Here is an 11,391-nt window from a genome sequence, read left to right on the forward strand (position 1 = left end):
TAACGATATAAATGGTTGCACAAGCGACACGGGATCGCTCGTGCTATTGACACGGTTTGTCTAATGGGTGACCCCACAGGTCTAGGATCGTCACGAAAAAAGCGACGATTGATTACTCAAACGTCGCTTTGCAATTAACTCTCGTTAATAACTGTTAATTAAAAACAGGCAATACCCTGTTATTTTTAGATTAGTCTTTCGCTTCTAGTTTCGCTTTGATTTCTTCTAAAACCGGTAATATTTTACGTTGGTTGTCTGGCCCCATACGTAAAAATAGTTTTTGAATTGGCAATAACGCCTCAAGCTTCTTGTCTGCAAACTCAAACATAGCCGACGGTGTTACTAAATTAATATCGCCATCAACAATTGGTGTTTCCATCAAAATATCGATGGTTTCAAGAACTTTATCATTAAAGTCATTCTCACTGTAACCAAGCTCAAAGTATGCTTCCTCTACCAAAGGAGACAAAGTGTCATATAAATTATCACTCGCATCAATTGGCAGCGCAGTAATTAGATCGGCATACATGTCATAACGCTTGTAACTCTGTTCGTTTAGAACATATTTAAGTTCCGGGCCTTCCAACAAAGTCGCCTTAAATTTTCCTTCAGGCTCAACAACTGGGCTAAATTTACGAACAATCTCACCTTTAGCGGCGTTATCAATAAATACAACAAAATTACTGATGATATTTTCTTGAACCACCTTTTTGATTGCAGGCGTGCCCATTACTAAGTCAGTCAGCTCCGCGCGAAACCAATTATCGCTTTCCATCAATGGCGGATGCGCTGGTTTTGGTGGCTCAGGCTCGACCTCTGGCTCAGGTTCAATCGTAATTTCAGCGAGCTCAGGTTCTGGCTCAACCATTTCCGGGGCTTCTTTTTCAATTTCAGGCAAAATCACTGGCTCAGGCATTTTTACAATTGGCGTTGGTTTTTCAGGCTCATTATCACCTGGCGACATCGCTACCCAGACAACTCCGGCAAGAATAATGGCAACGGCACCTGCATATACGGCAATCGGTAAAGGTTTTTTCTCAGTTCCACTTGTTTCCATTGTATTTGTTCTCCAATTTAGGCTTAATTCAGTATGGCGTAAAAACTATTAGCTATAAGACCAGAAATCATAGGCTTAGTTCAAATTAAATTTTAAATATTATGACAATGCGCGAACTATTTTTAATTTGCGTCAGATTGCTGTAAAATGCGCGCCACTTCAACCTGTTAAGGTTGACCTTCATAACTTAAGATTGGGTATTTAATTCGTGGTATTTAGAAAGGTTATTTCTTGGTTGGGCAAAGATTCTCAAGCAAAAAAATCAGTTAAGCAACCAGAACAAGCGGCACCCCCAGTGTCGACTCAATCTTTTGCGGGCGCTACAACTGTGCCTCGCAGTGAACATGCGATATCGCGTAAGCAACTTAGTCCAAGTGCTTTAAAAGTATTGTATCGACTAAAAGACAACGGCTTTGAGGCGTATTTAGTCGGTGGCTGTATTCGCGACTTATTACTCGGCCTCGAACCTAAAGATTTTGATGTTGTTACTAATGCGACACCAGAACAAGTAAAACGTTGTTTTAATAACTGTCGCTTAATCGGTCGTCGTTTTAGACTTGCTCACGTTATGTTTGGTCGTGAAATCATTGAGGTCGCTACGTTTAGGGGCCATCACGATGCGCCAGAAGACGATCCAAAAGAAGAAGAAACACCAAAAGAATTAGCGAAAAAAACATCGCGTGCATCGGGTGAAGGTCAATTATTACGAGATAATGTTTACGGATCTATTGAAGAAGACGCAGAACGTCGCGACTTCACGGTCAATGCGCTGTACTACAGCATCAATGACTTTAGCATCCACGACTTTGCCGGCGGTTTAAAAGATATCGACAAAGGTATCATCGACTTAATTGGTGATCCAGAGACCCGTTATCGTGAAGATCCGGTTCGTATGCTCAGAGCTATCCGTTTTGCGACCAAATTACGTATGACAATCGCCCCGCGTACAGAAACACCAATGTACGAATTGGCACACTTGTTACGCAATATACCGCCAGCACGTTTGTTTGACGAAAGTTTAAAGCTGTTTTTAGCCGGTAAAGCTGAAGACAACTTCCAAATGTTGCGTGAATTTGGCTTGTTCCGTTATTTCTTCCCGGTCGTTGATCAAGTATTAACAGGTAACGACCAAGATAAAGAAGAAATATTAGTAAGACAAATGTTCCAAAATACTGATGAGCGCATTAATAGCGGCAAGTCGGTATCTCCAGCATTTATTTTAGCGGCGCTAATGTGGTACCCACTTGAAGCACACGCCAACGAATTAGCCATCGAAGGTGGATTACACCCCTATGATGCTTTCCAAATTGCATCAAATGATATTTTGCAAAAAATGATCAAAACAGTTGCCATTCCAAAACGTTTCAGTGCCATTATGCGCGAAATATGGCAATTCCAGCATCGTTTAACTAAGACTCAGGGCCGTCGCCCAGTGCAACTGGCCGAAAACCCACGTTTCCGTGCAGCCTACGACTTCTTGATATTACGTGCTGAGGCAGAAGGTGGAGAATTAACTCAACTTGCCGAATTTTGGACCGAATTCCAAAAAAGTGATGAAGCGAAAGAAGCCGCTATTAGAGCGTCTAAAGCCCGTCACCGCCCTGTTGTGCCAGGTGAAAAAACAAATGCACCTGCGGCAACAGATGGTCCAAATAAAAAAGGCCCGTATAAAAAACGCCGCAGACGTCCAAAGCCTAAAAATACCGATACTCAATCGAGCTAGTCATGATTGAAGTTGTCTATATTGGCCTTGGGGCTAACTTAAATGAACCGGAAAAAACGATTCATTTAGCCATTGATGCGTTGTCGGAATTGCCAGATTGCCAGTTTTTTGGTGTCTCCAAAATATATCGCAGCGCCCCAATGGGCCCGGCTGACCAACCCGATTACATCAACTGTGTTGTTGCATTAGAAACCAGTCTTACGGCAGCAACATTGTTCGACCACACCTGTACAATTGAACAGCAACATGGAAGAACACGCGACGGTGAACATTGGGGTCCAAGAACGTTAGATTTAGATATCTTACTGTTTGGTGATCACACTATTAGTAACGATGTCTTAACAATTCCTCATTATGGATTGAAGCAACGAGAGTTTGTCATTTACCCACTGCTCGACATATCACCAAATCTCGTATTACCATGCGGCACAGAAGTTGTTGAATTAACAAAACACATTTCTCTAAACGGCATGACGCCAATTAACTAACTTAACGTGATAAAGGTTAATTCCTATGGCTAAGATCACCACATCTACCCTGTTAAAAATGAAACAATCTGAAGAAAAAATTGCTGCTTTAACGGCTTATGATGCCAGTTTCGCCAGTTTATTCGACTCAGTTGGTGTCCACGTTTTACTTATTGGCGATTCACTAGGAATGGTACTACAAGGGGGCGACAGCACATTATCTGTCACCAACGAACAAATTGCCTATCATACCAAATCAGTCCGAGCCGGTGCGACAAATGCCTTAGTTATTGCTGATATGCCATTTATGACGTATTACAACGAGACTGAAACCATGAGAAACGCCCACGAGCTAATGGCTGCCGGTGCTAACATGGTAAAAATGGAAGGTGGTGATTGGTTATACAGCACAATAAAACAGTTAACTAAAAACGGTATTCCAGTTTGTGGTCACTTAGGTCTAACACCACAGTCGGTGAATGTATTTGGTGGCTTTAAAGTGCAAGGACGTGACAATCAAAAAGCGTTAGAGATGATTGAACATGCCAAGGGATTAGAAGCTGCAGGCGCAAGTTTATTGGTTTTAGAATGCGTACCATCCGATCTGGCAAAAGCGATAACTGATGCTATTGCTATTCCAACGATTGGCATAGGCGCTGGCAATCAAACCGACGGCCAAATTTTAGTGATGCACGATATGTTTGGGATCAGCTCAGGTTACATTCCAAAATTTTCGAAAAATTACATCGAGCTCACCGGGGATATGCGCAAAGCCGTTTCACTTTATATTGAAGAAGTGCAATCTGGCGACTTCCCAGACGAAAGCCGTTCGTTTAACTAATTGAAGTAAATAACAATGCAAATATTTAAGCATCTTGAAGATCTTCGCCAATGGCGTCAGCAATTGCGTATGGACGGCAAAACCTTGGCTTTTGTTCCAACTATGGGTAATTTACACGAAGGTCACATTCAGCTTGTGCACCAAGCTCATCAACATGCAGATGTGGTGATCACCTCGATTTTTGTCAATCCAATGCAGTTTGGTGAAAACGAAGACTTAGATGCCTACCCACGAACATTTGATGCCGATTGTGAAAAACTTGCTGCCGCGGATAACCATGCTGTTTACTTCCCTAGTGTGAGTGAAATGTACCCGAATGGCTTAAGCGCACAAACATTTGTTCAGGTTCCAGATAACGACAATACATTGTGTGCTGAGTCAACGCAGCGCCCGGGACATTTCCGCGGTGTATCGACCGTTGTAACCAAGCTATTTAATATGGTTCAGCCCGACGTGGCTTGTTTTGGTGAAAAAGACTATCAACAATTACGTGTTATCCGCACTATGGTCGCCGACCTCAACATGCCCATAAAGATTGTTGGAGTGCCGACCGTAAGAGAAGAAAGTGGTTTAGCCAAAAGCTCACGAAACGGCTATTTAACTCCGGCAGAAAAAGCCATTGCTCCTGCGCTGCATAAATCAATTCAGCAGGTTAAAACGGCCATTTTGGCACATTACCAATCTTCAACCACAACTGATAATTTATCAAATAACCGTTCTGTGATTGATGATAACGCCCAGATTGAAGCTGCCGCGATTGCTGCAATAAATGAAGCAGGGTTAAAAGTTGATTATGTTATCGCTCGAGACGCCCATACCTTGGCTCCTATAACCCAAGACACCCAAGACTTTGTTGTTCTCGGCGCTGCCTTTTTAGGAAAAGCCCGACTTATCGATAACATCACGTTTAGCCGTTAGGTTTGTTAGCGAGTACCTATAAATGGCGAATCGTTGATTAACACTCTAAAGTAAATGGAGTTTGGCTAAATCGACTAGACTTGAGATAAGAATGATAAGCGCCAACAAAAAACTTTGTTCGCGCTTTTTTTATGCTTTATGGCTTAACTGCGTAGCTTTTCTAAAATAGCCGGTAAACTTCTCCAGCTTTCCCGAGCGATTTCTTTTTGTTCTTCAAGTATCTCATGCAAAATATCACGAGTGGTTAGCGGGTTCGCCAACACACATCTAAATACAGTAATTGTTTGTCCGCTATGAGCTTGAGGAGTTAAACGCGTACGAGACACAAATGATTTTCCTGACTCACGTTGTTTCTTCTGGATGAACTTTGTTAGATCATTGAGTAACTCGTTAATGACCCTTTTATCTTCATCGCTACAGTGACGTAAATACTCCTGCACAGCACTAGGCACGTAGCGGTATGTCAATAAACAAAGTTCAGGTTTGGAAACCAATTCAAAATCAGGATCTTTAGCGATCAAATTAGCGAAATAGTGCGCAGTGTCGATACTTCTATCAATTAAGATCTCGTAACCTTTACGCCCCATCACTTTCATGCAGGCATACACCAGCATTGAAGTTCCAGGTCGACTACCTTCTAACGTATGGGTTCCCAAATCTTTTGAACCTTTGCGTAAAATATATTCGGCGTGATGTTCAATAACGTCGGTTGAATGCGGATCTTTGAACAACACCATACCCGCGCCCATAGGCACATACATTTGTTTGTGGGCGTCGATAGTTATTGAATCAGCACGTTCGATGCCTCGTAATATCTTACGCTGGGTCTCAGACATTAGCGTAGCTCCACCCCAAGCCGCGTCGACATGGAAGTGAATTTTGTATTTGTCTGCAACATCGGCAATTTTATCTAATGGGTCAACATTACCGGTCTCGGTTGTCCCTGCGACGCCAACAATGGCAAGAATTCCGGCATTATCCGCTTTTAACTGCAGAATAATGTCTTCGAGGACATCAACTCTTATCTTATTATTTTCATCGGTTGGTACAGTCACAATGTCATCGCGACCTAAACCGAGTACATCGGCGGATTTACCTAAGGAATAATGGCCACGCTCTGAAACTAAGATCACCAACCGTTGGTAACCATAATGGGTCATCGCCCGGAACAAACCTTCTTTGGCAACACCACGGAATGCGCCATCAGGACGTAACAAGGCATTACGTGCAACCCAAAGAGCACTTATATTAGCAACCGTACCGCCCGAACAAAACGCCCCAAGTGAGGTTTCTGCACTGTGCATGTATCGGTTGTAATAATCGTCCGCTTGCTGGGGTGACGCTTGCAGTTCACCGTAGGCGATTCGATGCAACATACCTATGGTTTGACGCTCTAACGGCGTAAACGCTTTAGATGTTTCTATCTTTACCAAATTTTGATTTAACCCAACCATAAGTTTGGACAATGGCAATAAAAAGTAAGGTAAGGCTGATGTCATATGCCCTATAAAGCTAGGGGATGAAGTATGTACCGACTGAGCAATAAGCTTCGCAAGTATGTCGTCAGCAAAATCTGAAACAAACTGAGGATGCTCAGGAATGACAGAATCCAAAAAGTCTTGTTCTATTTCAGACAAGGGTTTTTCCACAGCCACAATATTGTCTCGCAAAAAACCATCTAAATTATTAGAGATCTCTTGTTCTATCCGAGCCAACGTTGAGTCTGCTTCTTCTGGTATCGTAAAAATACGAAATAAGTTTTGTTCCGTCGCCGCAGCGAATCTTTTCTCTGACATCATTTAGAAAATTGAGCGAAAAATTTTCCAGTACTTTACTGTAACTCAACTGTAATGTCTGCAATTAGCGGGACAAATATACCGAAATCAACAAAAAAAACCGCTTGAATGGTGAGACAAGCGGTCAAAATATTGGTTAGCTTAGATATCTGTTCATATCCGCGCTATTTGGGAAAAAACTTATATCATGTAGGAAATCACATCATGGAACCAAGCAAAACAAATGAAAGTTCGACTAATGCAATTAAAGCAAATGCGGTCGTTAATACAAATCGTTTGGGGTGCTGAGTTGTCATTTTGTGTCTTCCTGTAATCTATAAGTACAATAGCTAATACAGGATAAATGCCAAAAGCTAACCCATTGTTACTAAAGGATAAGTACAAAGTGACAACAGATGGGGAATTTTAACTTTTCTATATTTTAACTAAATGTTAGTCAAAATAACCATCTAGCCGAACGTCGAGTTGATAGCTTTTTTGACCGCTTGCCCAATATTTTCGCTCAAAAGGCGTTATGGCGGTGTCGCTTTTATACTCTTGCATTTGGGCAACGATACCCGTTTGCTTTAACGCCGCTACAAATTCTTCGATATAGATGGACCAATTACTTCTAACAATCAAACGTTTGCCAATTTTCGGTAAGTTTTTGAAAACAGGAGAACCGTGCCATCGACGACCTAAATGTTTGCTTTTAGGCCAAGGATTTGGATACAGGATATAGTGATGAGAAATAGGCCAGTCTTCAACTGAAATCAAACGCCACAAGTCGTTTAAGTCACCGCGAAAGAAAAAACAGTTGGTTACTGACGCCTGACCATGATGTTCTTGCTTTTCGATCCTATGCTCTGATTTATCAATAGCAATAACTAAGCTAGCTGGGTTGCTGCGAGCATGATGATAAGCACTCTCGCCAACACCGCAACAGGAGTCGAGAATAATCGTTCCCGCTGGATTGTCTTGCAGAAACGCATTGACGGTGCGTCTAATTTGTTCAAACGTCTCGATTGAAAAAGCGGCGTAAGGTTTTTTAAACTGAGTGTTGAGATGTTTATCTACGACAGACACTAAATCGTCGTGCACACCAGTTTGATTCGATGTTACGGCTCTCGAATTACCTTCGCCACTCTCCATAAATTAAACCTTTTTCACAAATTTAGTTAAGATCACTATCTTCTGACCGTTAACACGACCTTCGATATGATCAGGGTTAGAGGTTAGCGAAATGCCGCGAACTGTCGTCCCTTGCTTGGCCGTAAAGCCAGCCCCTTTAACTTGCAAATCTTTAATTAAATAAACGTTGTCACCAGCAGCAAGCTTTGTCCCATTTGAGTCGATGGCTTCAGAATCACCACCGGCTGTACGGTGTGCAATTCCAGACTCGCCCCATGCTTTTGCATCATCTTCTAGGTACATCATGTCTAACAAGTCTTGAGCCCAGGTTTCGCCAGCTTGAGTCAAAATAGTAAGCTGTTGAAATGCCAATACTTGAACCGCTGGCACTGTGCTCCACATGCTGTCGTTTAAACAACGCCAATGCGTCATATTAAGGTCGGCGTCGCCATTAAGTTGCTCGGTACAAGTCCCACACGTCAAAACACAATCATCCGAGTGGTCACCGGTTTTCGGTGCAACGGCATAAACGGTTAAGTCAGTAGTTGAGCTGCAAAGTTCACAAGTATTGTTACTGCGTTGTTGGAGTGTTGATTCGATAGACATGTTGAGCCTTTTAATAAGAGCCATCAATGTGTGGCAAACAGGCGACGTATTATGCCAAATTTCACGATAAATTTAAATTGTAAAAGCACACTAATTGTCTGGTTTTTCTTTCACTACATCTAAAATCGCGGAAATCCATTCACCTATGATAGGAATAAACTCCATTTGCGATAGCAAATACACTAATGTAGATAAAACAACCGTCGCACCTAAGACACTTCCTAAACCCAAAGAAATGCCCTTTAGCAGACTAAACCACATCAATCTGGGAATTGAGTTGTAAGTGTGTACCAACTTATGATTGTTAAGTTTTTCGAGTTCTGCCTGAATATTTTCAGTCTGTTTTAATAAGGCATCATAGATAGAAAGCTCCGATGTTTCGTCAGATGACGCTACATTTTGCTGTTCAGACTCGGCTTTAATAGTGGCTTCTTCCAGATCTTTTTTCGGCTCTAGATTTGATCCTAAAACGTCACTTTTTGGGTCGCTCATCGCTTCACTTTTGTGAGTAACAAGATTGTCTTCGTTTGTTATCTTCATACTTAATTTGTGACGCCTATGAATAAATAGCTAAGGGTAAATAATGGTTAATTTCAAGAAACGGCTACCGACTTTTTTGACTAGCCGCTACTGAGTAATAAAAACAGAATAACGTAAATAACCTAACAAGCAAGCTGAGTAATGACCGACTTTACCCGTCTTTAAATCACATTACTGATAAAAGTCAGACATCTGCTTCATGGCCTTAAGCGCGATATCGGTAGCTAGCTTACCGTTTTCTTTTGGCTTGCCTCGGTTATCCAAAATTTCATAGCTGCCATTTGGATAAGTAACCGTTTGCTGTTCTGATTCTTTTATCGCGTAATTAACATAGCTTCCAATTATGGTCCACGAGTCTCGTTGTTCTTCAAATAAATGAACGCCGGTACTGTAGTCAGCCCGAGAGTTGGTGACGTTAAATAAATCTTCCATTAATGTCACACTCAGATCACTGTGGCTCGTACGGTGCGTGTAATTTGCTTTGGCTTTACCGGGCCAGTGCACAAAAAATGGGACTTTGACTTGGACGTCAGTAAAGTTACTGCCATGCCCCCAGTAATTCTGCCTGTTATCATTAAATTCCTGCCCGTGATCACTGGTAAAAATGACAATGGTATTGTCTAACAACCCTGTTTCCCGTAGCTGGGTCAATACTCGATTAATTTGTTTATCCACCTGATAAACCGAGTTTTGATAAAGATTAAAATACGGCGTTGGATCAAAATCGGCATTTAGCGATAGATGATCCACCCTTTGCCAACTTGGTTCAAATCTAGACTCCGCATTTTCTGGTACGGAAAAGCCATGTACACCATCGTAAAATAACATGCCAAAAAATGGCGTTTGATTGCTTGGATCTGCGACTCTTTGTTCAACAAAGTCGAGCCAATATTCGGTAATATTTTCGTCCCGTTGCCAAGGAGAGTCTCCTGGGGTTTTTAACGTTAAATCGGTCACCTTAGAAAACACTGTGCGGTCAAAAGCCGGTTTTGTTAGCGGTGCCGCAGCAAAAATTTTAGGTTGATAGTTATGTTCTAAAAACGTATCCACCAGTACCGGCGAAACCTGGTTACTTGAAAATGCGTTCCAATACGTACCTGGTAGGCCATAAAATAAGTTAAAAATACCAGTGCGAGTAGAGTTGCCGCCACTGATATGTTGTTCAAAGCCTAACGTATTTGGCCCATTATTTAATGTCATAACCGATGGCATGTTTGTATCGTTTAACATGTCATAACGCAGGGAGTCGACGATGATCATTAAAACGTTTAGCGATTCATCATTATCTGTTGTAACAATTGGCTGTTTTGGGTAATTAAGTTCACTTGAGGTTTTAATCGACAGGTTTTGTCGCTCTGCACGAATGGACTCCGCGTCTATTAAACCAGAGTTGAGTAATGTTGATTTACCCGTAAGTGGCGAAAACATTGGAATATGACGAACAAGCGCTGTCACGCTTTGGTCATACGTTGCGTCGGCAAATAAATGAATGCCGTTACTTACAAAAAAGCTCACAAAAAACGCTGATAAATAGATCCTTTTTATTCGTAACCACTGGCCACTTTGCGATACCAGATTTGACCAGCGAGATAGCGCCACAATACCAACTAGGCAAATGACGCCAACCAAACCTGTAATCAACCAAGTAAACCAAGATAAATCGATTATCGCACTTCCGCCTTGAAGCAGCATGTCGACCACAAATCCAGAAATGTGGAAGCGATATTGAGCATACACAAAGGTATCAGCGACCAATAGAAAGCAGCCGGCCGCAGCCAATATTAAGGTGATGACTTTTAGCACCTTGAAACCGTGGGGAACAAACTTGAGTGGAAAACTGACAAGCCAAAGAGACAAATATACCAACAAACAAATAAGCACATAATGACTAAACAGACCCGTTGAGATGAAAAGCGCTGCTTTGGCACTGGAAATTTCAGGCATAAATTCAAAAAATCGAAGTGAAATGACACACAAGATCACACTGATGAAGATAGAAAAGGCCAAAGTCCATTTTAGAAATACTGCACGGTTTGTCATAAATTGCTCATCATTAAAAATTCAGCGCAATTTTACTGTGACCGCTTCAGTATGTGAAACAAAACCTTAATAAATCATAAACAAAAATGTAACAAATCGAATACTAATCACTAAATATGAACTCCCACTAAGACCAATGGGGTCACCCATTAGACAAACCGTGTCAATAGCACGAGCGATCCCGTGTCGCTTGTGCAACCATTTATATCGTTAACTTGTTGTTTCTATGAACAAAAGCGTTTTGGCCTTTTTTACTCGCTAATTTGTTTTTCTATGGTTTGTGCTGAATATAA

At 41.7% G+C, this 11,391-nt stretch carries 10 protein-coding genes; 4 read left to right on the plus strand and 6 right to left on the minus strand.

The features are described 5' to 3' along the window. Window positions 1-190: 190 nt before the first annotated feature. A complete protein-coding gene (locus KO525_RS12650; RefSeq protein ID WP_215964191.1) occupies window positions 191-1,057 on the minus strand; it encodes a DUF3014 domain-containing protein in 867 nt (288 codons plus the stop codon). Window positions 1,058-1,385: 328 nt separating this feature from the next. Between KO525_RS12650 and pcnB the strand changes: the two genes are divergently transcribed. Genes pcnB through panC form a run of 4 tightly spaced genes read left to right on the plus strand, consistent with a single transcriptional unit; the run spans window position 1,386 to window position 5,006 of the window. Then, a complete protein-coding gene (gene pcnB, locus KO525_RS12655; RefSeq protein WP_215964198.1) occupies window positions 1,386-2,780 on the plus strand; it encodes a polynucleotide adenylyltransferase PcnB in 1,395 nt (464 codons plus the stop codon). Window positions 2,781-2,785: 5 nt separating this feature from the next. Continuing rightward, entirely contained in the window at window positions 2,786-3,268 is a 483-nt protein-coding gene (gene folK, locus KO525_RS12660; protein WP_215964199.1) for a 2-amino-4-hydroxy-6-hydroxymethyldihydropteridine diphosphokinase, read from the plus strand. Between the two features lie 25 nt (window positions 3,269-3,293). After that, a complete protein-coding gene (panB, locus tag KO525_RS12665) occupies window positions 3,294-4,088 on the plus strand; it encodes a 3-methyl-2-oxobutanoate hydroxymethyltransferase (RefSeq protein WP_215964192.1) in 795 nt (264 codons plus the stop codon). Between the two features lie 15 nt (window positions 4,089-4,103). After that, window positions 4,104-5,006: a pantoate--beta-alanine ligase gene (panC, locus tag KO525_RS12670; RefSeq protein WP_215964193.1), complete on the plus strand. Its 903-nt coding sequence runs from the start codon at window positions 4,104-4,106 to the stop codon at window positions 5,004-5,006. A gap of 143 nt (window positions 5,007-5,149) precedes the next feature. Here panC and panP read toward each other — a convergent pair whose 3' ends face one another. The 5 genes from panP to KO525_RS12695 form a co-directional block, all read right to left on the minus strand. After that, window positions 5,150-6,802 (minus strand): pyridoxal-dependent aspartate 1-decarboxylase PanP, encoded by a 1,653-nt coding sequence (panP, locus tag KO525_RS12675; RefSeq protein WP_215964200.1) that lies wholly within the window; start codon window positions 6,800-6,802, stop codon window positions 5,150-5,152. A 432-nt stretch (window positions 6,803-7,234) separates the two neighbouring features. Next, the gene (locus KO525_RS12680) at window positions 7,235-7,933 is read right to left on the minus strand and encodes a tRNA (guanosine(46)-N(7))-methyltransferase TrmB (RefSeq protein ID WP_215964194.1); all 699 of its coding nucleotides are present in this window, start codon (window positions 7,931-7,933) and stop codon (window positions 7,235-7,237) included. Between the two features lie 3 nt (window positions 7,934-7,936). Next, window positions 7,937-8,518, minus strand: a complete 582-nt coding sequence (locus KO525_RS12685) for an alkylphosphonate utilization protein (protein WP_215964195.1) — start codon at window positions 8,516-8,518, stop codon at window positions 7,937-7,939. Window positions 8,519-8,608: 90 nt separating this feature from the next. After that, window positions 8,609-9,058 carry a DUF5665 domain-containing protein gene (locus tag KO525_RS12690; protein WP_215964196.1) on the minus strand — a complete coding sequence of 150 codons (450 nt, stop codon included), beginning with the start codon at window positions 9,056-9,058 and terminating at the stop codon, window positions 8,609-8,611. Window positions 9,059-9,229: 171 nt separating this feature from the next. Further along, window positions 9,230-11,098 (minus strand): DUF3413 domain-containing protein, encoded by a 1,869-nt coding sequence (locus tag KO525_RS12695; RefSeq protein WP_215964197.1) that lies wholly within the window; start codon window positions 11,096-11,098, stop codon window positions 9,230-9,232. Window positions 11,099-11,391 lie beyond the last annotated feature (293 nt).

The organism is Psychrosphaera sp. B3R10, from assembly GCF_018861025.1.
GTDB lineage: Bacteria > Pseudomonadota > Gammaproteobacteria > Enterobacterales > Alteromonadaceae > Psychrosphaera > Psychrosphaera algicola.

Excerpts from the sequence above, each read along its gene's own strand:
- panP (WP_215964200.1), bottom strand. The coding sequence starts at position 6,802 with ATGTCAGAGAAAAGATTCGCTGCGGCGACGGAACAAAACTTATTTCGT.
- KO525_RS12695 (WP_215964197.1), bottom strand. The coding sequence starts at position 11,098 with ATGACAAACCGTGCAGTATTTCTAAAATGGACTTTGGCCTTTTCTATC.
- panB (WP_215964192.1), top strand. The coding sequence starts at position 3,294 with ATGGCTAAGATCACCACATCTACCCTGTTAAAAATGAAACAATCTGAA.
- KO525_RS12690 (WP_215964196.1), bottom strand. The coding sequence starts at position 9,058 with ATGAAGATAACAAACGAAGACAATCTTGTTACTCACAAAAGTGAAGCG.
- KO525_RS12685 (WP_215964195.1), bottom strand. The coding sequence starts at position 8,518 with ATGTCTATCGAATCAACACTCCAACAACGCAGTAACAATACTTGTGAA.
- KO525_RS12650 (WP_215964191.1), bottom strand. The coding sequence starts at position 1,057 with ATGGAAACAAGTGGAACTGAGAAAAAACCTTTACCGATTGCCGTATAT.
- KO525_RS12680 (WP_215964194.1), bottom strand. The coding sequence starts at position 7,933 with ATGGAGAGTGGCGAAGGTAATTCGAGAGCCGTAACATCGAATCAAACT.
- panC (WP_215964193.1), top strand. The coding sequence starts at position 4,104 with ATGCAAATATTTAAGCATCTTGAAGATCTTCGCCAATGGCGTCAGCAA.